The following is a 23,553-nucleotide window of genomic DNA, read 5'->3' as shown; positions in this document are numbered from 1 at the left end:
ATAGGTGTGAATCTTTGTTGAAGGGGGCGGTCATTATGACAAATACATTTATTTTTATCGTTCAATACTGGGGGACAACGCCTTATTAACAGAGTGTTTAGTGTTTCCCTAAATTCGGAAGGGGACCATATATGTCTAGCAATACTGTAAGAATCGAAGAAGTAAATAATAATAATTGGTATGATTGCTGCCTATTAGAAATATCAGAAGAGCAAAGGGATTATGTTGAATCCAATGCTATTTCTATTGCGCAATCAAAGTTCGAACCGACTTTAAAGCCGTACGCCATTTACTATAAAGACCAAATTGTTGGGTTTTTAATGTTCAATGCTGTAAAGGAAGAGCTTGGCGGGTACTGGATCTATCGCATAATGATTGATCGGCACTTTCAAGGCAAAGGTATTGGCAAAGAAGCCACAAAGCAAATAATAAATGAAATAGCTAAGTTACCTGATGCTACAAAGGTTATAGTAGGCTATCATCCAGAAAATAAAGCCGCGCATCATCTGTATGCAAGTTTAGGGTTTGTCGATAACGGTGATCGTTTCGGTAAAGAAATGGCTGTTATTCAATATTTAACTGAGTAAATAGTAGGGAAAGGGACCTGTTTAATGACAAGGTCCCTTTTCATTTAAGCATCGCCAGGAGAGGCAATTATTCGTGGATTTTTTTTGATATACCCGTAAATAAGCAAGGCTGTAATCCCTTCTGCCACTGGGAAAGTCCACCAAATAGCTTGAGAGCCAAACACTTTAGGTAGAAGAATAAGCGTTGGAATAAATAAAATAATACTCCGAAGTAACATAATAGTCGTGGCAATACGAATTTTTTCGATAGATTGAAAGAATTCGGCGAGCACCATATTGATACCTAAAAATACATAGCCTATAGCAAAATGAACAAAGCCTTGAGTTGCCATATGACGAATTTCGAATGAACTATCTCCGAATAACGCCATGAGCTGTGAAGGAAAAAGCATGGCTATAAGTGCTGTTGTTAATCCTAAAATAAAAGCCGTAGCTAATCCGATTTTTAGTAATGCTGTTAACCTCTCCAATAATCTTGCCCCATGATGATAGCTAACTAATGGCTGTAGGGCCATGCCAATACCTAGAAAAATTGTTAACAGGACTGTATGAATATAATTGACCATTGCATAGGCTGTCACCCCACTTGCCCCTAGATAGTGTAAAAAGGTAACGTTATATAAAATGATAATAACTGCTACAGAGGCCTCGACAATAAAACTAGGTAAGCCTATAGCAAAAATTTTTCTTAAATCTGTTTTATTGAAGAATGAAGAGACAAACTTTAATTCAGATTGTGGACGGAAAAAATGAAGACATAGTACAGCTGTACCTATGATAGTAGCTATTGCTGTTGCTAATGCACAGCCTGTTACACCATAATCTAGAACGAAGATAAAAATATAATTTAAGATAATATTCAATACGGATGTTGTAATTAAACCTAGCATAGCTAGCTTTGGATTACCATCATTGCGAATAAAAATACTTAAAAGATTTTCAATTGTATAAAACACCCCAAATAACAAAATAACGTGTAAATACTCTTGCACATATGGATACGTATCATCACTCGCACCGAATATATAAGAAATATCTTTTAAATTAAACGCAAGGAACCCGATAATTGTTAACACGACCACAAGCATTGTAGTAAACGCCAACGTAAAGAGCTGATGGGCTCGTTGCTTATTGCCCTCCCCAAGAGAAATGGAATAGAGTGTAGCTCCACCCATCCCAATCCAAAGAGAAATAGACAGCAGAATAGAGAAAATCGGAACAGCAATATTAACGCCTGCTAACGCTGTAGGACCCACGCCGTGACTGACGAAAATGCCATCCACTAAAATATTCACGGACATTAGGAGCATGCCAATCATTGCTGGAAATAAATAGGATAAAAACAGTGGTTTGAGCGGCCTTGTTTCTATTGGATTAATGGTTGTCATGTCCATGCACCTCTAAGACCATTACTTTTTCCCCTTTATCATCTAGTTCACCATTAAATATAAAGCCAAACTGTTTATATAGCTGAATAGCTACTACATTATTGTCATAAACACTTAAATATATTTTGTGACAGTTGAATTTTTCTGTTAAGTAATGTATAAGCTGCTGTAAAAAATGTTTACCTAAACCTTGTCGCTGATAGCGCTCATCAATTAAATAACGATCAAGCCATACTCGTTGACTATGATCCTCATGAGGAAATACGCCATACATAGCGAAGCCTATCACGGTGCTATCCTTATACAAGCCTAAAGGTGTAAAGCGCCGATCCATTTCCGCCTCTGCTAAGCATTGGTCTGTACTTTCGATAAAATTTTGCTGATTGTCAGCAATGCGTAATGTTAATATTTCTTGTTTGTTAAAAGCTGTAATGTCACGAATCTCCGTGAACATAATGTCAAAACCTTTCTATTTTTATTGTGAATAGGTACAATTTAAAGTATATAGTTACTATATAGTCAAGAGAGGATACTCAAAAAATGCTTAATAAAAATGTAAAATATTTTACAACTGGTGAATTTGCTAAAATATGCAAAGTTAATAAACAAACTTTAATTTATTACGATCAAATTGGCTTGCTATCTCCTGTTATGAAAGATAGTAAAGATTATCGATATTATTCACTCGCTCAGTATGATTTTTTTGGTGTCATTGAGTTATTAAAGGCTGTTGGCATGTCTTTGAAAGATATTCAGCAGTATATGGCTGAGAAATCACCTGAAAATTTTTTAGAATTGATGCATCTACAAAAGGAAATTGTTGCGAAAAAGCGGCAAGAACTGGAGATGATTGAAGGTATTATTGATGTCAAAATTGATTTAACCAAGGAGTCCCTACAACTTGATTTTGATAGCATTACAATTGAACATTTTCCAGAGGCAACCTTGTATTTAAGTCAAAATATTGAGGATTCAACGGAAGAACAATTTGTGAAGGCGGTCTCTGATTTTATTGATGAATTGGATCGCTCTCGCTTAGACACAGGTTATCCCATTGGCGGAATTACCAAAAGGGAGCAGGTATTAGCGGGCAACTATGATAATTATAGGTATTTATATATTGAACAGCCACATCCACAGGAAGGTCATCCTTATTTTAAAGCGATTGAAGGAAAGTTTATTGTTGGATACCATGTTGGAACATCTACGACACTAGGTGAAACTTACAAGCGATTATTTCAGGTCATGAGAGAACAGGGGTATGAACTGGGGCAATATGTTTATGAGGAATATATTTATGATGCGGTTATTAAAAACCGTGAAGAAGAATATGTAACAAAAATTATGGTGGAAATAAAAGAAGGCTGTTGATGCATCTCTGCCTATCAACAACCCCAAATGTACTTAATGCAATGTTAAGTTTATTTCCGGATGTGCCTTTTGTATTTTATTTAATTTATTGTCTTGGATTCCTTTTAAATTTTTATCGAAAAAGCCAAGTGATAATTCATTAATCAATTTATAAATTGCATTTACGTCTGCCCCAGATTCATTAATAATCGGCGAAACGGCTGCTAAATCTGTAAAACTTCCGTGATTTGTTTTTGGAATAATAGCTGTGTAGACACCAGGCTTTTCAATTGTTTTATTTCGTAGATAAGCTTCTGCAAACAATTCATCACGATTACCAGGCTGCTGGTTATACGCATCTTTCATAAAGTTAATGGATGCCTCAGCATTCATCAGCATAAAAGGCTTTTTAGGACCATTTTTTGGCATTGGATCGCCATATAACCCACCATCCATATCAATGGCTGCTTTAATACGATTATCCTTTACTAGCATTTGAGCTGAAGTAGCACCGCCAAAAGAATGACCTAGCATACCAATGCTATCGTAGTCAATTAGTGAGGCTATTGCACGAAAGTTCTTATCAAAATCGCCTTTAATGACTTCATCTAAAACAAATGATGCATCCTGCTCCCAAAGATGGATTCGATTATTCAAGAATGTAATGGTGTTTTCAATTGGTGTAAAATCAACCCGATCACCATCGGGGAATATTGTTGTTGCCGCATCACCTGTAAAGTTAAGAGCAACGACAATATAGCCATGACTCACTAATTCTTCTAGTTGGAAGGTATTTTGGCGACTATATAAACTCATACCATGTGCAAATAATAAAAGTGGAAATTTTTCTTTAGACTTTATAGCTGTCGCATCTTGATAAGAATGGGTTTTCGTCAGTCCTAAATGCGTTGTCGCGATATTGGGAAAACCCTGTGTCGTTGCTAACTGTTGTGTTAACGCATCTATATCTTTAAAGTAGGGTGACGGTTGTCCTGTCTCTTTTTCAGCAGGATAATAAACTTGAATCATCAGTTCGCGATTTACCTGATGATTAGGTACGACAAATTCTTTGCGATTCTTATCGGTCAGGTGAAATGTCTGTGTTCCTACTGTGTATTTTCCTGTTGGCTCAGGAAAAGAAATGATTGGAAATAACGTTGGTAATGTGAACATTGTAATAGTGGCCACAACAATACCTGAAGTTTTAATTATTTTCATCCTTAATTTTTTTGAAACAATTGTACTTTTTGGCTTCACAAAAACTTGTAATGTTAATAACATCAAAACAAAATAAGCAGGGATCATGCGCCAGTTAGCACCAATTGTCATAATTGTTCCAATTAACAAAACATAATTGGTAGCTATCATAATAAGATTTATTGTAGTTACTCCACGTTGTCTAAAAGTTAGTGAGATACTCGATAGTATTAAAATAAGTGTAAATAGTACTTCTAAGGTTTTCATCATTTATCTCCTTTTTCATACATACAAATGTATGAAATTAATTAAAAATATTTTTAAGTATATATACATACGAATGTATGTATAAGATTAAAATAATAAACTACATATAGTAGTTTATTATTCCTGCACTTTATCAAATAATGCTAAAAAAACATCTTTCAATTCATCATTCATAAGTGGTATGCCAATTCCTTTGAACATCAAACTTATATGTTCAATTTTATGAATAAATTCAGCTCGGCTTACACGAAATATTTCAGGATTCATCCAAATGTCGAAAAGCATTGTAAAAGTTTCAGCTGCTTGCTTCGGGAAAGCAACTTGCAGTGAGCCGTCTTGATTGCCCTCATCAATAATTTTTTGAATTCCTGGTGCAACAACCTGAATTCCTTCTGTGATGCGGCTATAAACAAACTCGGCAGAATTCATTTTCAAATGAATCGAGGATAAGTTTTCTTCCTTTCCGCTTTGAGAAATTGAGAAAGAAATGCCTTGTCTTAAACGCTCTAAAGCATTTAAGTTTTCCAAATCTGAGATGTCATTAAAATAATTATTTGCTGTTAGAATTTCCTTTGTGATGGCATCAATAACATCAGCACGCGTTTTAAAATGATGATAAAATGCTCCTCTAGTAATATCCCCTACATCATCGACAATTTCTTGAATCGTTACATTATCCCAACCGTTTAAAGTAAATAATTTAACAGCTGATTCAATGATTCTTTTTCTCGTAACTTCTGGATATTTATTTCTGGCCATAAAATATCTCCTTATAGATACATTCGAATGTATTTATAATAATAGGCGCATCCTTCCAAATTGTCAACATGATACGATTTATGAGAATTGCTGAAGAAAACTAGAAAGAACTAGTAAAGGTAAGTAATTTAGCATATATTTTGAATTTAAATAGAAGTAAAATCCGAGTGTTTTTAGGCAAAGTAAAACCAAACTCTAATACATAAATGACTTTCTGACGATACATTAGTAGAGAAAAAAGTAGAGCATTATCCGAAATATTTTTCTAAGCATGGAGGAATAGATATGCAAATATGGGTTGATCGATGGACGCAATTATTAAAACAGCTTGAACAGCAGGGTGCTTGGATTCATCCACTGGAGATAAAGCCTATGGCTACTGTGCATGAACTATCAATGGTAGAGATGCGGCTCGGCGTCCCGATTCCTTCTGAGTTCCGTGATGTATTACTTCATTGTTCTCGACAAGTGGGGGTGTATTGGTCTTTACCTGACGAGGCACTACTTCCTATTGAGCTGGAAGACACACCTTTAGGTGATTTTGGCTGGAGCTTGGAAGAACTCGAATTCCCTGATTTTGGTGGAGACAGTGATAATGCAAAAGAACAACTATACCTACAATTTCATACGGCTGGCAATGGTGATGCGCTTCTTATTAAGATTGAGGATGGTTCCGTTTGGTATTGGAGTCATGAGGGGGGTGAGTATGACCTTCTTGCCTTGAATTTTAAAGATTATGTAGAGAGAGCTACAACTTTAGGATGCATAGGGGCAGATTGTGGACAGTATCTACAGTTTTGTAGTGAAGGTGGACTAGATTTAAGTCTGACCACTTCTCAAATCTGGCTGAAGTGGTTTGAACAATTTTTAACTTCAACGTGGGAGAACGTTATGTATCAACTGGATACTTTACTCCTATATGTGTCGATGCATGGTATGAAGGATACTAGGGTTCGTGAAGCATTTACACGGTTAAATACTGGGGAAGCGTTTGCCGCACTTCAAAATCAAATTGAACAATCACGGCGTTTATCAGATAAAGAAGTATGGTGCAAAGTGCTAGTAGAGGTTTGTGCAACAGAGGCAAGTCAATGGGTGATGACACTTTGGGAAGACCAAAATGATTTGCCTACTAGTATTAGAGATTATTTAACCGCCTACTGTCTACCAGAAGAAGTGGGGTTATCACTTGTTCTTCAAGATATTGAAAAAAGGAGAATTGAATCTTATACAGCTTTACATCGACTACGTCATTTTCATAACCCAAGAACAATAGCATGGATGAAACGTTATGTTTCTTTTCCGATAGAGGGGTGGGATACGCTTTTAGTAGAATCACAGCCGAGTGCAGAAACTTTATTTGAGTGGTTGAATGGTAGGGAAGTAGAGCGTCAAATAGCAATACGAGCCGTATGCCAAATGTTGCAGCAGGGAATTAAACCGACAACTCCAGTGGATATGGAGAAATGGCTGTCATTGCTTATGTTTTGGAAGGACAATGAAGTACTACGAAAACATAAACAATTTTTTAGCCAAGCTCTAGAGGGCATTGAACTTTGGTGAAATCTAATAATTGTAAGGGGGAGAAATAATTGAACAATTTCACTATATTCGCTTCTATGAATAATACAAAAGAAATCGAATGTAAGATTTTCGATGTTTTTAGTAAAGGTTTTGCTATTGAAAAAAATGAAGATAACTATCTTATAAAATCCAAAGCATTTTTTAACAAATATAAATTGATGGTTAGGGTGATGTCTGAAGATAAAAACTCAGAATACTTTGTCAATAATATCCCTGGAATGATGAGCTATTACAACAGTATTCCATTTGAAGATAACCATTTAAAAGAATTAGTTTTAACGCAAATTTCTGTGTTAAATACAGTAATTGCGATCGAATGTGAAAAAGAAATAAAGGATGAACAAATGCAGTTATGTTTGAGCCTGCTATTAACCATTGGAGGAATTGGATTTTTACCAAATGGTACCTTGTTAGACAAAGAAGGTGCAGTCATTGTTTATCCTGATGGGCAATCAGGGCCATCTAACTTTAGGCCTTATGCTTGTACACTGAAGGTGAGGGGACAAGAGGTGACATCGGAAGAAGGTCATCAAAGAAAGAATAAAACGATAGCGTATTTAAAAGAAAACGGTATTCCATACACAGATTCACTCCCGCAACTTCCGCCAATTGGAGCTTGTCAGCTTAAAGCCAAAGAGGATATTGCTAGAAGAGCTGTAGCTTTACTAATTGTTATTCAATTTGCTTGTGATGTGGCACAAGGAGAAAATGTTGAAGAATCAAGAGATTTCTTCATCAATATGTTGCATAAATATGAAGTGGAGGCAAATCTAACGGACAATGAAAGGGCCTTTTTATATGATCAACAACCAAATGCACAAGACGCCATTAATATTTCATGGCAATATGAAGCTTATTGGATACTGATTTGGGTACTGGGATTTGTTAAAGAGCTTGATTTCCCTGATGAAGTATGTGATTGTGAGTACGCTATTCAAGTTATTTCTAACTGCGAAACGTTTGAGCAATTTTATCTTCAAATTATGATGCGTAGTCAGAAAGAAATAATGGATGAAGCCGACAAGATATTCAGATTACACTGGGCGTGCGTAAATAGTCGTATACAAGAACGACCGGCTCCTGTTGGAATGAATGAAAGTATTGTTATGGAAAGACGTAGAGCCTTATTCTGGTTGATCGGTCATCAAAATGAAGAGTGGGAAACGATATCAATGGATACTTAGAAAGTAATAGCAAACTAGGATACTAGTTTGCTATATTATAAAGGTTATTTTACATATGTGGGTTTATTCACCTTATCAATTAAAAGAATACCATCGTATTGATCTCGTGGAACAAGACTTTCTTGGATAACTCCCCAGCTATAGGATAAGCGAGGTTCAAACATCCATGAGTTACCACGTTCATTTTGACGATTACGTAAATCAATGAATGTGTAAGGTTCGTTGACTGACGATACAATATCTTCTATGGATCCTTTTATAGGTGGTAAAACGGCCATCGTCTCGCCCATATTATTGGCAGTCTCTCCGCTTGTCATATATAGACCTATTACATAGCTGTATTTTTTGTAGATATCCGGTAAACGTTCACCCATTAATTTAACTGGATATGGGGAGCCCATTACGTCTGATTGTGCCTTGCGAATATGGTCATTATGCGCCCAAACGATAAACTTTTCGGTTGGACAAACTTCCTCAGCTAGCCAAAGTAAGTTCTCCATCATTGCCTGATCACGCCACTCCATTGTTTTTAAAAATGAATCATATTTATTTTGCTCCATCTCGATGTTGGACTGAATTGTTAGCTCTACATATTCGTCTGCCAAACGGATACGGTCTGCTAAAGTGCGCTCCATCAATTTTACTATTTGAAGTTCATTCGGATAAACCTTTTGAAGCTCTTTTTCTTTCTGTTGAACTTGAGATTTTACTTGTTTATATACGTTGATAATAGCTGTTTTTTCTTTCTGGTAGCCTTTTAGATCTTTGCTAGAGCTCCACTCCGCGAGTTGCTTCTCCGCATCCCTAAACTGCTTAGCCAATTGTGGGGTTTGCAACCAATCCCCATTTGTAAATGCCCCTTGCTGTTGAATATCAAAGCCTGCTAGAACAAGAGGCTTCTCTGTAGCTTGAGTTGTTTTTGCATATTCAAAAAGAGGTAAAGTTTCTTTTGTCCACCATACTCCAAAAATAGCATCCTTCATTGTTTGTTGAGCAGCTTGTTTGTCAATTTTTCCTTGGGCATTCATGACATCGCCAAGACCACTTTCAAAGGCTAAAACATTGTAACCCATTTCTTGATGTAAAAATTGTATTAAACGTGTTTTAACGAGATTAAACTGTGCCACTCCATGAGAGCTTTCTCCTAAAAAAACAATGCGTTTATCGTGTAATATCGGCTTGAGCATCTCTAAATCCTCGAATTTATTAGAAGGGATTTTTTGCGAACTAGCTGGCTCTGGCTCAATGGAAGTCAAGCTGTAAGCATGATCATTCATCCATTTTTTCCAATCCTCTAATGTTTCAGTAGTAGTTCTAGCCTGTTGAACCACTCCGTATTTTTCCTGCTCCTTTAACGCAGGGGTAGCCGCTGAAGCACTTGCTATACCACTAAATACGATTAAGCCTGTCAGTGCTGTGTTTAATAAAGCTTTCCATTTTCTATAACTTTTCATTAAGAATCAGCCCTTTTCTTTATGTTAATCTCCTAAGTATAAGGGGCTAAGTTTAAAGCATAGGAGAAGTTTGTTTAAATTTTGTTTAAATTTGGACTGATTATAAAAAAGAAAGCATCTCCATTTGTAAGGCAAGAAATACAAATGGGGATGCTCAATAGCTATTTATAATGATACGTACTAGCTCTAACATGGTTACGTTGAATTTGGTTAAACCATGCCCGATCCTTTTCCTCTTGATTTAGGGTGCCAATAATAGAGGAGGAGCAGCTCACGCAAATTTTCGCTTGAGTAATTTGTCCACATCTTTCACAAGGTGCTCCTAAATTTGGGAAAATGGAATTTTTTAATTTTCCGGCTTTGACCCATTTGTACAGTAGCTCAGATGATACACCTGTCAAAGTCACGACCTCTTCGTTTGTTAAATAACGATTATTTTTTCTTAATAAAAAGTGATGTAGCTCTGAAAAGATATCCTCTTCTCTCACATCTATCTTTTTTTGAAATAGCAACATAACTAGTCATCTCCTCGATACATCAATGAATGCTTTCATTAACTGTTATAGGTTGTTCATCATATTTATAATTTTCCCAACGATTACGTGCTAGCTTTCGATATTTTGGCGAGACGTTCCTATCAGCAATTAACCTTGAAAATCCTTTTTTAGCTTCTGTCATATCACCAAGTCGGAGGCTTAGCTCGGCATGTAAAAATTGAATTCGCTCTCCACCTTCCTGATTAGAAGCAAATGATTTACTGTAAAAATCTCTAGCGGCAAAAAGGTAGCGTTTTTCTGATTCTTCATCGTTTTTTATACGATATAACCAGGCAATTTTTAAGGCGAAATTAGCCATCAAAAGCGATTCTTCCATTGATGCGCGAGATACTAAGTAAGCAAGCTTAAAGCTTATAATGGCATCATCGATTGTACGCTCTTGACAGATACTCATAGGTTTCTGTAGCTCTTTAATGTATAGTTCATCTATAAGCTGCATGAAAGGTCCGTATGTACGTGTCATGGATTTATGGAAGGCAAAGCCACAATGTGGGCACACGGCAACTTCATACAGCAAAGGGTTAAGACCATCATAGACGGGCATGAAATCTGTTTGTTCCTCGATAATTTTATATCGATTTGGGCGTACTTTATACGTTGTAAAATGCTTTTTGCAAAATTTACAATCTACGCTACTTTCATAGTAGTAGATGTTAAATGCCATAAGAATCAACTCCTTTGCATGCTCAATAATATTATTTCTTTTGTTCTATTTATACATAATCAATAATCGTTCAATGTATTTAATTCATTATCTTCCATTTTAACAATTCTGTGTTCTTTGGTATACTCCTTTGGAATTATAAAATTAAAAATAATACTCGTTTTTTTAGTTAAATATCATTAGAAATGTGCTTGTAATAGTATTTATCGGTGTAGTTAAAGTAAGTTATATAGTTACCGAAAAGTTTGTCGAATTATGTACAATTTATTTAATGGACGGTTCGAATTGTATAGTTCAAAAGTTTACTATGAGAGGGTGGAGCAGATGACGTATAAAATAGTATTTTTTGATGTGGATGGTACACTAATCAATTATGAGAATGGTGCTGTGGAGGAAAGTACGAGGCAGGCTATTCGACTATTACAGGAAAAGGGAATCTATCTTGTGGCTGCGACAGGAAGACCGTTGTCCATGTGTGAAGAGCTGAAAAATTTAGGGATTGAAACCTTTATTACGGCGAATGGGGCATATGTGAAACACAAGGATGTTGTGATACATAAAATTCCGATTGAGAAGGGCATTGTTCAAAATGTTCAAGCTTTTGCACAGCAACATCAGCATTCCTTAACATTTTTTACAGAACAACTTACGATGAATGATATACAAAATCCATTAGCCTTAAGCGCGATGCAAGAGACATTGTCTTTATGTGATTTTCCAGTTAGAAAAGAAAGCATTATGGATGAAGAGGTTTTTCTTATGTGCCTTTATGCTGATGAACAGGCTGAAAAAAGATTAGCTCGTCAATTTTCGAATATATTACGGCAACGATGGCATCCTTATATTGTGAATGTTTTACAGCAAGATGTGTCCAAGTCGATAGCCGTAAAGGCTGTACTGGATTATTTTGAGATTAATGCTAAGGATGCCATAGCTTTTGGAGATGGAGAGAATGATATAGATATGCTAGAGCTGGTTGGCCTTGGGGTAGCTATGGGGAATGGGAGCCAAGCTCTAAAAAATGTTGCAGATTTTGTTACAAAGAAATCCATTGAAGGCGGCATAGATTTTGCTTTACGAAAGCTGCACATTATTTAACGATATGGAAAGGAAGTAAAGTGGAGGCTTGAGAGACTCTTTTGGTATACAGTTATGAGTATATAGAACAATGTATTAGGTGGGATGAAAAATGGCGCAGCATGTGCAATCTCTAATTGAACATTACGGGTATTTTGGCATCATCGTGATCCTAATTGGAGGCATTGTTGGGTTGCCACTTCCCGATGAAGTATTTTTAACTTATGTAGGCTATAGTGTTTATCGAGAAAGCCTTGGACATATCCCAGCTTTAGTAAGTGCTCTGATTGGCGCAATGGGGGGGATTACTTTAAGCTACTATATCGGCCGTCGATTTGGCTTACCGCTCTTGCAGAAATATGGGCCAAAGATTCATATAACTGAGCAAAAAATTGAATTTACTAAAAAAATGTTTATGAAAGTGGGGCCTTTTTTATTAATTGCTGGCTATTTTATTCCTGGTGTACGCCATCTAACAGCCTATATCGCCGCTATCAATAATTATCCATATAGGAAATTCGCTTTCTTTGCTTATACAGGGGCATTTATATGGACTTTTACATTTATAACCTTAGGAAAAGTGCTAGGAGAGAAATGGCGATTCGTCGGTTACTATTTATCTCATTACAGTATGTACGTCATCTTGCTGTTTGTCCTAGTCATGTTAATTATTTATTATTTATTTAAAAAAAGAAACGTACAAAAGTAAAAGTCAGTAGGATTCCTACCGACTTTTTGTTATGGCAATATGGCAAATGAACGTACAGGGAATCCAGATGCTTTTTCAGGCTTGGGTACTATATTAAAAATAATAGCACCTTTAGGAGGTAGCTTGTCTAAATTAGTCATGAGCTCAATTTGATAAGTGTCTTGATTGAGGACAAAATATTCACCAACCAATTGGCCACTTTGACGAAAATCAGTGGCAGAATCAGTATCAAAAGTTTCATGACCTATTGCACTTACTTTACGTTCCTTGAATAGAAATTGTAAGGCCTCCAAGCCCCAACCTGGAAGATGATTATCTCCATTGACATCTTTATTACTAAATGCCTCTTTATCTGGCCAACGCTTACTCCAATCTGTTCGCAGTGCCACAAATGTACCTTCTTCAATCTGTCCATAGTGTGTCTCGAATTCTAGAATATCTTGTACACTGAGTGTAAAGTCATGATTACTAGCAGCCTCCTGTGATTTATCAATGACGATAAGCGGAAGAACAAGCTCCTTTAGTGCTAATTCATCTAGAAATCGAGTATCTCTTACAAAGTGAATGGGTGGGTCAATATGTGTTCCATATTGTCCAGGAAAAGAAAACTGCTGTGCAAAAAATCCATCATCATGCGAGAATAATGTTTCAAATTTAGCATCTTCAAACATGAAAAAATGAGGTGAGTCTGGGCCGAAGGTATGTGTCAAATCGACCCACTGTTTTGATTTTAGTAAGTGCAATGCTTGTAAAAGTTCGTTAGACATTAAATTCCCTGCTTTCTAAAAGTAGTAGTCAATAAAAAAGAGTCCTCAATCGAAGAGGACTCCCGGAATCAAACATAGGTAGTGCGTCTTCTCATCTTTCAGGCTTAAATTTTGCCAATAGGAATTAGCACCATACTGCTTGAGCTGGTTGCTGAGACTTCATCGGGCCGATCCCTCCGTCTCTCTAGATAAGAAATAGGATATAAGAATTTTCAGAAATAATAGTATAAATACTTTAACATATATTTTTATAGTTTACAACTTTGATAGGATTACAGGGTTAAAATTAATTTACTTACCAATTCAAAATTAACGTTACTCGACAGCAGGCACTATCCATAAGCTGTATTCTAAAATTATCTGGTGTATAGTTGGTTTCAAATTTTGTAGTAATGCCTGTGGATGTAATTAATTTTTCGACCTCTGTTTTATTTGAAAGCTGTGCAGCATTCTTTAAGTCATGTGCAAATTGTTGAGAACTATCAATTTTATCTGTAAGTAATTGTGCCTGCTGCATAATCGTCTTTATCCGCGTAGCTGAAGATATTAATTTTTGTGTATCAACAGGGGGAAAGGGACTATTACTAGTCGGCATTGCTAAATGTTGTGAAAAGGTTCTAGCTGCAAGTTGATGGTCTGTCGATGGTATCGGGTAATGGTAGGGGTGAATAAAATAAGGATAAGGATTATAATACAAATCAATTCCTCCTAGCCAGAAGCTGATATCTTATCTTATGTATCATGATCTTTTTAGGTGTTTGAATAACGCCATTCCTGTACTGAAGTGTTAATATACTATGCTGAATGGTATGCCACACAAACTAAAAAAGGAAGCGATGGAGCGCTTCCCTTTTGTTCTTTAGCCAAGAACGTTTAATACATCATCTATTTTTTTGCTATGTGACAGGATTCCATAATTCATCCACGTTAAAAAATCCACCTCATAGACACAGTTTCTTTTAACAGCCCTTAGGTTTTTCCACATAGAGGATGTTAAAATAGTACGCTCTTCATTCTCATAAATGGAGTGTTGCTTGTCGAAGGTGATAAACAAATGATCAGCGTCTAGTTGTTGCAGCTGATTTGAAGTCAGATGAGCTTTACGCTGATTAAGCGGTATTTTCCACACCAATGGATCAGGCGTTAAGCCTAAGTCACGGTATAGAATTGGCCCTGTATAACCGCAATCAGGGCCAGCATACAGTGTAATGCCAATGGCTGAAATGCGAAGAAATGCCACACTTTGTCCGTAAACGGATCTACCTAGAATTTTTCGAGCCCTCTGTACCTTGTCCTCATATTCCGTAATAATATCTTGCATCATAGCGGTTTTCCCTGTTAAATCTGCAATTTTAAATAGAGTCGATTGCCAGTCCTCTCCAGGGTTGTTTAGGTGACAGATTGGGGCCAACTTATTTAAATGAAGACAGGTTTCCCAACGCTCTATACCAGCATCTAACATAATTAATGTTGGTTTATAGTGAAAGAGGTGTTCCATTTTTCCATACTGTACATCGATATCAGGCACATCCTGTAGACCTAAATAGTCTTGTTTTCCCCACTTGGAATGACTGAATTGCGCAATGGGCGTAATACCTAAAGCTACAAAGAAGTCCTCTAAGAATGGTGCGAATACGCGTACATTATTGCTCTGACTTCGTCGGAATTGCCCTGGGGAAATACCTACATGCTCTTTAAAACGACGATTGAAATAGTATTCATTATTAAAGCCAATAGACTGACTTATTTCAAATAAACGATCATTCGTTGTCATTAATAACTGTTTGGCTTTTTCAATACGTATACTATTTAAATAATACAGAGGTATTTGTCCCGTAATATCTTTAAAAATGCGTGAGTAACTCCATTTTGGTACACCTGCCAGTTCTGCTAGCTGTTCGACAGTCCAATCCTTTCCAAAGTGGTTGTGCAAATATTGGATAGATTGCTCTACAGATTGACGATCACTTTGTTGTAGAGGCTTCGTTCGGTTTTGCTCAAAAATAAATAATATCAATTCTTGGAAACGAACATGCTGCTCAAAAACAGTGTGCTCATCTTTTGTTTGACGACACCGATAAATAGCTTCTAATAGTCTATTGCATTGAGAGAAGGGAAGAAGACGTAGTTCTCTAACACTTGTAAAGAGACTAGTAGGAGAATGAGCTTCACTAAGATAGATCGTATTAAATGTCAATTGGTAAAAGCAGAGTGTCTCATCGGCAATGTGAATTTCGACAGGGCTATTAGGTGGAATAATCACACATTTTCCTTTCATAAGGTGGATAGTTTCATGGTTTGTCTTAAGTGTTCCGTTACCACTAATAAGGATGAAAAGAGAATAGTATGTATTGCTATATGACTGCATACCTGCTGAAAGAATAGTATATGAAATAGTTTGTAAATGATAGATTTGTATTAAATTACCCATTGTCCACGCACTCCTAAGTAAAGTTTAAATTTGGAAAACAACACAAAGAAAGCCCCCTAAAGAGCTTTCTATTGTAAATTATTTCACGAACCATTTCTCAAGATCATCATATTTTAGTAGGTTTGCAGTAATGGCACCAGACTGCCAATAAGTTCGATCAGCAATATAAACTTGTCCATTTTTTACAGCAGGAACTGTTTTCCAAAGCGTACTATCTAACCATTTAATCGCCTCTTGATTTTCTTCAGTTTCCCAAGTGCCATTTGAAGGGAAGAGTATAATATGATCAGCATCTAATTCTGGAATAGCTTCTTCAGACAAGACCTCGTGGAACTCTGTCATATCCCGAGCTAATGGATGTGGATTTAAACCAGCTTCCGTATAAATGTAGCCCGTGTAGCGATTCTTTATACCGAATAATGCCAACGTTTTATCTGCCACATTTAGGCGGACAACGGCAACAGTTTCGTCACCAACGGATTCTTCTAACTTAGCTTTTAAATTCGTAACACGTTCCTCATATTTATCAACGATTTCATTCGCTTTCTCAGGGATATTTAAAACATCAGCTATCGTTTTCACAATTTCACGTGGATCTTGTAGTATGTCTTCTTTTAAGCGATAAGTAGGTGCAATCTTTGAATATTCTTCATACTTTGCCTTATCTGCTGCACCATCTACAATGATTAAATCAGGCTTAGCTTGAAGTAATGTTTCTAGACTACCTGTAACGTCAAACTCAGGTACGTCTAAGCCTAAATAATCTTGTTTACCCCAGGAAGGGTGATACCATTGCACAATAGGCTTGACATCTAAGGCAGTTAAATAATCTTCCATATAGATGGCTGCTACTCGCTGTGGATTTGTTGGAATTGTTACTTCTCCAAACTCATCCTCTACAACTCGCGTATCTTCTTTTGTTGGATTCACACTCTCTGAACTTGTTTGTGTTTCATTTGAACCACAGGCACTTAAAACGAACAGCAGTACAAGAATAAGTACAAATGTAAAATATCGACTGATACGCATGGCTATTCACTCCTATAAATTTACTAAAAACTGATAAATGTTTATCTTAATTTAGAATGATAATCATTCTCGTTTGATTCAAATAAATTATAGGATACCATATAAAAACAAACAATACATATTCTCTACATCTTTTTTATACAAAATGAAGAGTTTAGAGTCCTATTGATTCTTTTTATCAAAAAGTAGCCATAGGAGTGTAACGACCGCTGCCAGCATAACCATAAGGAATCCATATACAGGCGTTTGTGCTAATGATTGATGACGAATAATAAAACCACCAATATAGGAACCTAAAAATATACCAATATTGAAAGCAGAAATATTTAATGCAGAGGCCATTGAAATAGCTGATGGTATATATTTTTCAGACAGTATAACTGCATATAGTTGCAAGCCTGGGACATTCATGAACATAAATAAGCCCATTAGTAGGACCATGAATAACCCAATAATTGGCGATTCAAGAGTAAAGCCAATACCAAGTAAAGCTAATGCAAGTCCTACAAAAATAATAAAGATGGAACGAAGCGGATTTTGATTTGCAAAATGGCCTCCTAGTGTATTACCAATAGCAACGCAAATACCATAGACAACTAATATAATAACTACCGCGTGTGGTGAGTAACCCATATATTGCTCTAATATAGGTGAAACATACGTGTAGACCACAAAGGCACCACCATAGCCAATTGCTGTAATGAAAAGGATTAATAACATTCGAATATTGCCTAATACTTTACCGATATCACGAAGAGAGATTGGGTTACCTTTTGATAATTGGCTTGGTACTAACAAAGCATTACTTATTAAACCAATTATCCCTATAGTAACAATAAATATGAATGACATACGCCAGTCTGTTACTTGTCCAATGAATGTACCTAATGGGACACCCGTCACAGTAGCCAATGTAAGTCCAGTAAACATAAAGGCAATTGCACTTGCGCGTTTATTTGGTTCAACTACATCTGCCGCTATGACAGAAGCGATGGACATAAACACACCGTGTGCTAATGCTGAAATAATACGCCCTATTAATAAAATCGAGAAATTTGGTGCCATAGCTGCAGTTAAGTTCCCAATTATAAAGATTGTCATGACTAGCAATAAAACAGTTTTTCGACTAAGGCGAGATGTTAGGGCTGTTAATAATGGAGCTCCAACAGTAACGCCTAATGCGTATATTGAAACAGTTAAGCCGGCTGTGCTTAAAGATATACCGAAGTCATCTGTCATTAACGGTAAAAGCCCAACACTGATAAATTCAGTGGACCCTATTCCAAAAGCACTGATTGCCAGTGCTAGCAAAGTTAATTTAGCACTTGGCTTTTTTGAATGTGACATACTACTAATATCTCCTTTGATTTTTTTTATCATGTATAGTAATATTCATACATACCTAAAAGATATGTAGAGTACTTTTGGTTACTTTTGAATATTACGGGGGGTTTACAATGCAAAAAATTTATAATATTGGTGTAGAAGCTACACTTGAAGTCATTGGTGGTAAATGGAAACCAGTCATTCTTTGTCATTTAAACCACCATGGTAAAATTCGCACAAATGAGTTTCGACGATTAATTCCAGGAATCTCGCAAAAAATGCTCACTAGTCAATTAAGAGAGTTAGAGCAAGCTGGATTGATCCTTCGAAAGGTCTTCAATCAAGTTCCGCCGAAAGTTGAATATTCCTTAACGCCTTATGGACAAGGAATGGAGCCTATTTTAAACATGCTTTGTACTTGGGGCGAGAAGCATGTTGAAGTATTACAGGATAAAGGCGAAGATGTACTATTAAAACAACGTGACGAAGATATAGCTATGCAGCAAACATCGTAATGAGGGAAAAAGAGACTGTCAAACACGCGGCAGTCTCTTTTCCTTTTTAATGCTTATAGAGCAAAGTCATATTCATCAGGATTAGGTCCAACACGTTGTTCAAGGTTCATCGCATTGATGATAGCCATCTCTGCTTCTGTTAAAGTAAAGTCAAAGATATCGGCGTTTTGTATCATGCGTTCTCTACGCACAGATTTAGGAATAGTAATCACGCCATTTTGTACATCCCAACGCAAAATAACTTGAGAGTTTGATTTTCCGTATTTTGCTGCTATTTTAGAAATTGTTTCATCTTCAAGAAGCCCACCTTGCATTAAAGGTGCCCATGCTTCAAGTTGAATTTGGTGCTCTTTACAGAATGAACGAAGCTCCGCTTGCTGTAAGCGTGGGTGGAATTCCACCTGATTCACAACAGGTTTAATACGAGCAAATGATAATAAGTTTTCCAAGTGTGCCACAGTGAAATTACATACGCCAATGGCTTTGATCTTACCTTGTTTATATAGGTCTTCAAGAGCTTTCCAAGATTCAGCAAACTTATCTTTACCTGGCCAATGAATCAGGTAAAGATCTAAATAATCTAACCCTAACTTTTGTAGGCTCTCTTCATAGGCAGCCTTCGTTTCATCAGAGCTTAATCCATCATTCCACACTTTTGATGTTATAAACAGATCTTCACGATTTAAGCCAGTCGATGCTAGCGCCTGTTTAATGCCATCCCCGACACCTACTTCATTGCCATAAATAGCGGCAGTATCGAGGCTGCGATAGCCAACTTCTATAGCGTTTTTAACCATTTCAGCAGTAGCATCATTTGCTACTTGAAAAACACCTAATCCCATACCAGGCATTTGAAGACCGTTATTTAATGTAATTGTATCTTGTAAATGATTAATCATTGCGATTCCTCCAATTGTTTGGATTGCTTATTGCTTTTTCATTATGCTGCTAACATACCTTCAAAAAAAGTACGCACTTTTTTGTGTCATAGAAACGTAGAGGTAACTTTTGTGAGCTAACAATGGCTAGAGGGATAAAAATATTCATCAGCCTCTTATTCAATATCAGATAAATGAAGTTGTCCAATAAAATAGTAAGCACCTTTATTGGCTATATCTACTAGTCGTTGTGGCAAGATAATTGTCTACAAAATGAACAGACGGAAATCTTGGCTTTATTTAAGTAGTAAAAGGAAATGTTTGTTCGATGGAGAATATATGTAGTAATACTGTAAAAGGGGTTTTGAAGATGAATCGTTTAAATTTAATTACATTAGGTGTTAAAGATATGGTGAAGTCTCTCGCTTTTTACCGAGAAGGTCTAGGTTTTGAGGTTGTAGTTTACGGAGAGGAAACAAATCCTGATGTTATATTCTTTAATAATGGTGGGACAAAAATATCACTATTTCCAATTGAAAGATTGGCAAAAGATATTAATGAAGCTAACCCACCTGAAATTGACCATGGCTTTGGCGGAATCACTCTTGCTTATAATGGTAAATCAAAAGAAGAGGTGGACAGTATTTTTGCATTAGCTAAAAAGGCTGGTGCAAAAATTATTAAAGAGCCTGAAACTGTATTTTGGGGTGGTTATAGTGGCTACTTCCAAGATCCGAATGGCTTCTATTGGGAAATTGCTTACGGCGATATGTGGCAGTTCGATGAGAACGATATGCTGATTATTCAATAATTGATATAGATAATTTAGATAAGAAGAGCGTCTATTTTTTATTTTATAACATAAAACGCAACTTTTTTAATTAATAAAAAGTTGCGTCAGACTGTCGACAAAAGGAATTGAGAAGTTCACACTCGATTCCTTTTGTCACTTTTTTTCTTTCATTATGTTTAAAAATGGTAATTTTATATCCCATAAAACAGACTCTTCAAGTATAAGAACTCTTTTAAACCGCCAGCCACGTCCAAGTAGCTAGTTTCTTTAAATTCATGGCAGCAAGAGTAAGCATCGCCTACATGGACAATTTTTTCAGACCTCTAGGCTGTCCATCGCATACCCTGCTTTTCCTTTGCATCGGCAAAGACACGCTCAATCGTTTCTTTACGCTTGCATAAATTTGTTTGATGTCATAGGAATGGCGTAAATGTTCAGCTTCCTCCGCATACAGTTCCCCAATATGGCGTTGAATGAATTTTTTGTGATTCTTACTTTCTGTACATTGGGAAAGGCTTGACACTTCGCACCATTCAAAGGTTTCGATGTATTATCACCCCAAAAATTTACCTATGTAGATGGGGTACTTTATGTAGAAGTTGATGTGAAAGAAGGGCGGTGACTCCAGCGGGAAAAGCGGGAGAAGCGGGAAAGTCGAGATCCTGGACTGAGTGAAGCGAGGGAAGCAGTTCGACCCCGCCCGCGGAAAGCGTCCGCCCGTAGTGGAAATCAACGGCTTTACTTTATTTCATTGAGTTTGTCTACAGTCTGATGCAACTTTTTTAAATTAGTAAAAAGTTGCGTTTTTTTCACTTTCACGTTAAAAAATAGGAAGAAAATAAGTAGGGGATTACCATATAATAACCAAGTATGGAATTTATCTTGTACTTCAATTTAAGATAAATGTATAATGCAAAATATGGTATTTTGGGATAGCTTTCGAATAGATATAAGGAGGGTGAAACAATGATTCGTATATTATACATAGAGGATGAAAAGGAAATAGGATATTGGGTTAGTAAAGAGTTAACTGAGAGGGGCTATGAAGTAACATGGTTAGAGTCTGGGGACGGTATGGAGCAACATATTTCCTCAAAGGATATTGCCATACTGGATGTGATGTTACCTGGTTTAGACGGCTTTTCTATCGGTAAAAGAATTAAAAGGGAAAATAAAGAACTGCCGATTTTAATGCTATCTGCTAGAACGGCAGTCGAAGATAAAATAGAAGGTTTGAACTTCGCAGATGATTACTTAACAAAGCCTTTCCATCCAGATGAATTAGTAGCAAGGCTAGAAGTATTACTAAGAAGATATCAAAAAAATGATGATGTGTTGGAACTACAGCATCTTAAAATGTATACAAAAGATATGAGGATAATGAATACATTGACTGAAGAAGAAATTCTCTTGACGGGTAAACAGTTTTATCTTTTACAGTATTTCATTCGCCATCTCAATCAAATTTTAACGAAAGAGCAACTTTATGAGGGGGTTTGGGGTGAGAGCTATATCGAAGGTGATAAAACATTGATGGTACATATTCGATATTTAAGAGAAAAGATAGAAATAAATCCCGCAAAGCCAACGATTATTGAAACGATTCGAGGGATTGGTTATAGGGTGAAACTATGAAATTCTTCCAATCATTACAAGCTAAATATATGTTGATCATCATATTAGCCTTATCAATTGTTCAAATTTCTTATATGGTAACAGCCATGTTTGTATTAGGAATTACAAAGACTGGGGTGGGCGAGTTTTCTAGTGAGGTACTTTTGGAAAGTGAAATCGAGAAACAATGGCATGCACAATCTAAAAATATAAGCAATGTATCAAATGATGCCATTACCCAGCTTTTTCAAAAGTGGCAAGAGCAATTACCTTCGGCTTCTATGTTCTGGGTAAGTGAGGATGGGACATTATTGACTACAGTAAATGTTCAGGAGGAGCTTCCAGCAAAGTGGACACCCGCATTTACTACTAAATTCATAAAACAGCGGTATGGGGAAGACCCATTTACAGTTATTTCCTTCTTGGGCGATGATGTATCCAATGGCTTTATTGTTTTAGAAGTTCCAAGGAACGTATTTAATCCGCCACTTATCAATATTTATGAAAACTATGGTAACTTCTTATTTCTTGGCGTTATAGCCATTATTCTATTTTTCATAGTCGTATCTTGGTTATTTTTCAAAGGAATCCGAAAGAGACTTTTACATCTTCAAGATGCCATGGAAATACGGGATGTAGATGGTTTACCTATTGAAATCCATGTGAAAAAGAAAGACGAAATTGGGCAACTGGAGCATAGTTTTAATAGGATGGTTTGTGAGCTGAGAGAAAGCAAACAGCGTCAGCAAAAAGAAGAGCAACTAAGACGGGAGCTGATTGCGAATCTCTCACATGATTTGCGAACACCTTTAACAAAGGTAAGAGCTCAATCCTACTCAATTAGTAAAGAAGCATTGTCAGAGGAAGGTACGCATGCATTACGAGCGATGGAAACATCTATAGTGAATATTGATGCTTTAATCGAAAATTTAATGTCCTACACATTGCTCATGTCAAGTAAATATAAATTTGAACCGAAAGAAATCAATGTTATTCGTTTTGTACGAGAGCACCTGACGACCTGGTATCCCGTTTTTGAACGAGAAGGCTTTGCCATTGATATTGAGCTACAAGCATTTGAGCATCATGAATGGTATATAGACCCCATTTGGTTAGGCCGTATACTGGATAACCTCTTCCAAAATGTACTACGACACGCCAATAGCGGGAAATACATAGGTGTGAAAACAGAGTCGACAGCGAGTTATACGGCATTTATTATTGAGGATCATGGAAATGGTATGAAAAATGAATCAAATGCAAAGGGTGCAGGAATAGGTTTATCAATTGTAGATGTTATGGTAAAGGGCATGCATTTAGATTGGGATATTTGTTCGGATCCATCGGGTACAAAAATTATAATAAAACATGTAAATCCATCTGCGAAGCTTGGTCTGTAAAGGCTCGCAGATTTTTTTAGTCT

General features: G+C 36.5%; 23 protein-coding genes, 1 pseudogene and 1 riboswitch. Of the genes and pseudogenes, 10 read left to right on the top strand and 14 right to left on the bottom strand.

Annotated elements, in window-relative coordinates; genetic code table 11:
• Positions 1-131 precede the first annotated feature (131 nt).
• Complete coding sequence (locus ACE1MS_RS21370) at positions 132-587, top strand: GNAT family N-acetyltransferase (protein ID WP_012295975.1); 456 nt, start codon at positions 132-134, stop codon at positions 585-587.
• Positions 588-631: 44 nt separating this feature from the next.
• On the opposite strand, the gene ACE1MS_RS21365 is transcribed toward ACE1MS_RS21370, so the two are convergent.
• Together ACE1MS_RS21365 and ACE1MS_RS21360 are read right to left on the bottom strand one after the other, a co-directional pair.
• On the bottom strand, positions 632-1,975 hold the full coding sequence (locus ACE1MS_RS21365) for an MATE family efflux transporter (RefSeq protein WP_036162418.1): 1,344 nt from the start codon (positions 1,973-1,975) through the stop codon (positions 632-634).
• Entirely contained in the window at positions 1,962-2,429 is a 468-nt protein-coding gene (locus ACE1MS_RS21360; protein WP_447402613.1) for a GNAT family N-acetyltransferase, read from the bottom strand. Before ACE1MS_RS21360 ends, ACE1MS_RS21365 begins: the two co-directional genes overlap by 14 nt.
• A gap of 86 nt (positions 2,430-2,515) precedes the next feature.
• Between ACE1MS_RS21360 and ACE1MS_RS21355 the strand changes: the two genes are divergently transcribed.
• Entirely contained in the window at positions 2,516-3,346 is an 831-nt protein-coding gene (locus tag ACE1MS_RS21355) for a MerR family transcriptional regulator (protein ID WP_012295972.1), read from the top strand.
• Between the two features lie 33 nt (positions 3,347-3,379).
• Here the strand turns inward: ACE1MS_RS21355 and ACE1MS_RS21350 are convergent, their stop codons facing one another.
• Together ACE1MS_RS21350 and ACE1MS_RS21345 are read right to left on the bottom strand one after the other, a co-directional pair.
• The gene (locus ACE1MS_RS21350; RefSeq protein WP_447402612.1) at positions 3,380-4,789 is read right to left on the bottom strand and encodes an alpha/beta hydrolase family protein; all 1,410 of its coding nucleotides are present in this window, start codon (positions 4,787-4,789) and stop codon (positions 3,380-3,382) included.
• Positions 4,790-4,906: 117 nt separating this feature from the next.
• Positions 4,907-5,548: a TetR/AcrR family transcriptional regulator gene (locus tag ACE1MS_RS21345; protein WP_447402611.1), complete on the bottom strand. Its 642-nt coding sequence runs from the start codon at positions 5,546-5,548 to the stop codon at positions 4,907-4,909.
• A gap of 285 nt (positions 5,549-5,833) precedes the next feature.
• Here ACE1MS_RS21345 and ACE1MS_RS21340 point away from each other — a divergent pair, with 285 nt between their 5' ends.
• Both ACE1MS_RS21340 and ACE1MS_RS21335 read left to right on the top strand, forming a co-directional pair.
• Complete coding sequence (locus ACE1MS_RS21340; protein WP_447402610.1) at positions 5,834-7,111, top strand: SMI1/KNR4 family protein; 1,278 nt, start codon at positions 5,834-5,836, stop codon at positions 7,109-7,111.
• A gap of 29 nt (positions 7,112-7,140) precedes the next feature.
• A complete protein-coding gene (locus ACE1MS_RS21335; RefSeq protein ID WP_447402609.1) occupies positions 7,141-8,316 on the top strand; it encodes a DUF4272 domain-containing protein in 1,176 nt (391 codons plus the stop codon).
• A gap of 44 nt (positions 8,317-8,360) precedes the next feature.
• On the opposite strand, the gene ACE1MS_RS21330 is transcribed toward ACE1MS_RS21335, so the two are convergent.
• The 3 genes from ACE1MS_RS21330 to ACE1MS_RS21320 form a co-directional block, all read right to left on the bottom strand.
• On the bottom strand, positions 8,361-9,770 hold the full coding sequence (locus ACE1MS_RS21330) for an erythromycin esterase family protein (RefSeq protein ID WP_447402608.1): 1,410 nt from the start codon (positions 9,768-9,770) through the stop codon (positions 8,361-8,363).
• A gap of 161 nt (positions 9,771-9,931) precedes the next feature.
• The gene (locus tag ACE1MS_RS21325; protein WP_012295965.1) at positions 9,932-10,285 is read right to left on the bottom strand and encodes a hypothetical protein; all 354 of its coding nucleotides are present in this window, start codon (positions 10,283-10,285) and stop codon (positions 9,932-9,934) included.
• 22 nt (positions 10,286-10,307) lie between these two features.
• The gene (locus ACE1MS_RS21320; protein ID WP_012295964.1) at positions 10,308-10,991 is read right to left on the bottom strand and encodes a DUF2225 domain-containing protein; all 684 of its coding nucleotides are present in this window, start codon (positions 10,989-10,991) and stop codon (positions 10,308-10,310) included.
• A 324-nt stretch (positions 10,992-11,315) separates the two neighbouring features.
• On the opposite strand from ACE1MS_RS21320, the gene ACE1MS_RS21315 reads away from it, so the two are divergent.
• Complete coding sequence (locus ACE1MS_RS21315) at positions 11,316-12,089, top strand: Cof-type HAD-IIB family hydrolase (RefSeq protein ID WP_031416644.1); 774 nt, start codon at positions 11,316-11,318, stop codon at positions 12,087-12,089.
• Between the two features lie 91 nt (positions 12,090-12,180).
• Positions 12,181-12,777, top strand: coding sequence for a DedA family protein (locus tag ACE1MS_RS21310; RefSeq protein ID WP_031416642.1), 597 nt, complete (start codon positions 12,181-12,183; stop codon positions 12,775-12,777).
• Positions 12,778-12,806: 29 nt separating this feature from the next.
• Here ACE1MS_RS21310 and ACE1MS_RS21305 read toward each other — a convergent pair whose 3' ends face one another.
• The 5 genes from ACE1MS_RS21305 to ACE1MS_RS21285 all read right to left on the bottom strand — a co-directional run bounded on the left by ACE1MS_RS21305 (position 12,807) and on the right by ACE1MS_RS21285 (position 18,351).
• Entirely contained in the window at positions 12,807-13,544 is a 738-nt protein-coding gene (locus tag ACE1MS_RS21305; protein ID WP_031416641.1) for a cyclase family protein, read from the bottom strand.
• Positions 13,545-13,632: 88 nt separating this feature from the next.
• Positions 13,633-13,739: riboswitch (SAM riboswitch) on the bottom strand.
• Positions 13,740-13,839: 100 nt separating this feature from the next.
• The gene (locus tag ACE1MS_RS21300) at positions 13,840-14,241 is read right to left on the bottom strand and encodes a hypothetical protein (protein ID WP_031416640.1); all 402 of its coding nucleotides are present in this window, start codon (positions 14,239-14,241) and stop codon (positions 13,840-13,842) included.
• Between the two features lie 162 nt (positions 14,242-14,403).
• The gene (locus ACE1MS_RS21295) at positions 14,404-15,975 is read right to left on the bottom strand and encodes an AraC family transcriptional regulator (RefSeq protein ID WP_447402607.1); all 1,572 of its coding nucleotides are present in this window, start codon (positions 15,973-15,975) and stop codon (positions 14,404-14,406) included.
• 78 nt (positions 15,976-16,053) lie between these two features.
• On the bottom strand, positions 16,054-17,004 hold the full coding sequence (locus ACE1MS_RS21290) for an ABC transporter substrate-binding protein (protein ID WP_447402606.1): 951 nt from the start codon (positions 17,002-17,004) through the stop codon (positions 16,054-16,056).
• A 162-nt stretch (positions 17,005-17,166) separates the two neighbouring features.
• Entirely contained in the window at positions 17,167-18,351 is a 1,185-nt protein-coding gene (locus tag ACE1MS_RS21285) for an MFS transporter (RefSeq protein WP_447402605.1), read from the bottom strand.
• Positions 18,352-18,461: 110 nt separating this feature from the next.
• Between ACE1MS_RS21285 and ACE1MS_RS21280 the strand changes: the two genes are divergently transcribed.
• Positions 18,462-18,845, top strand: coding sequence for a winged helix-turn-helix transcriptional regulator (locus tag ACE1MS_RS21280; RefSeq protein ID WP_012295955.1), 384 nt, complete (start codon positions 18,462-18,464; stop codon positions 18,843-18,845).
• 53 nt (positions 18,846-18,898) lie between these two features.
• Here ACE1MS_RS21280 and ACE1MS_RS21275 read toward each other — a convergent pair whose 3' ends face one another.
• Positions 18,899-19,744, bottom strand: a complete 846-nt coding sequence (locus ACE1MS_RS21275; RefSeq protein ID WP_036164948.1) for an aldo/keto reductase — start codon at positions 19,742-19,744, stop codon at positions 18,899-18,901.
• 349 nt (positions 19,745-20,093) lie between these two features.
• On the opposite strand from ACE1MS_RS21275, the gene ACE1MS_RS21270 reads away from it, so the two are divergent.
• Positions 20,094-20,534, top strand: a complete 441-nt coding sequence (locus ACE1MS_RS21270; protein WP_012295953.1) for a VOC family protein — start codon at positions 20,094-20,096, stop codon at positions 20,532-20,534.
• A 283-nt stretch (positions 20,535-20,817) separates the two neighbouring features.
• Here the strand turns inward: ACE1MS_RS21270 and ACE1MS_RS21265 are convergent.
• Positions 20,818-21,062, bottom strand: a pseudogene (locus ACE1MS_RS21265) (transposase); the annotation flags it as partial.
• Between the two features lie 420 nt (positions 21,063-21,482).
• Here ACE1MS_RS21265 and ACE1MS_RS21260 point away from each other — a divergent pair.
• The gene (locus ACE1MS_RS21260) at positions 21,483-22,151 is read left to right on the top strand and encodes a response regulator transcription factor (RefSeq protein ID WP_036164918.1); all 669 of its coding nucleotides are present in this window, start codon (positions 21,483-21,485) and stop codon (positions 22,149-22,151) included.
• Entirely contained in the window at positions 22,148-23,530 is a 1,383-nt protein-coding gene (locus tag ACE1MS_RS21255; protein WP_447402604.1) for a histidine kinase dimerization/phospho-acceptor domain-containing protein, read from the top strand. The genes ACE1MS_RS21260 and ACE1MS_RS21255 overlap by 4 nt, the downstream gene beginning before the upstream one ends.
• Positions 23,531-23,553: the final 23 nt, after the last annotated feature.

This window comes from Lysinibacillus sp. fkY74-1, assembly GCF_053165895.1.
Note: the sequence above shows the minus strand (reverse complement) of the source record. Positions and strands in the feature narration are given on the sequence as shown.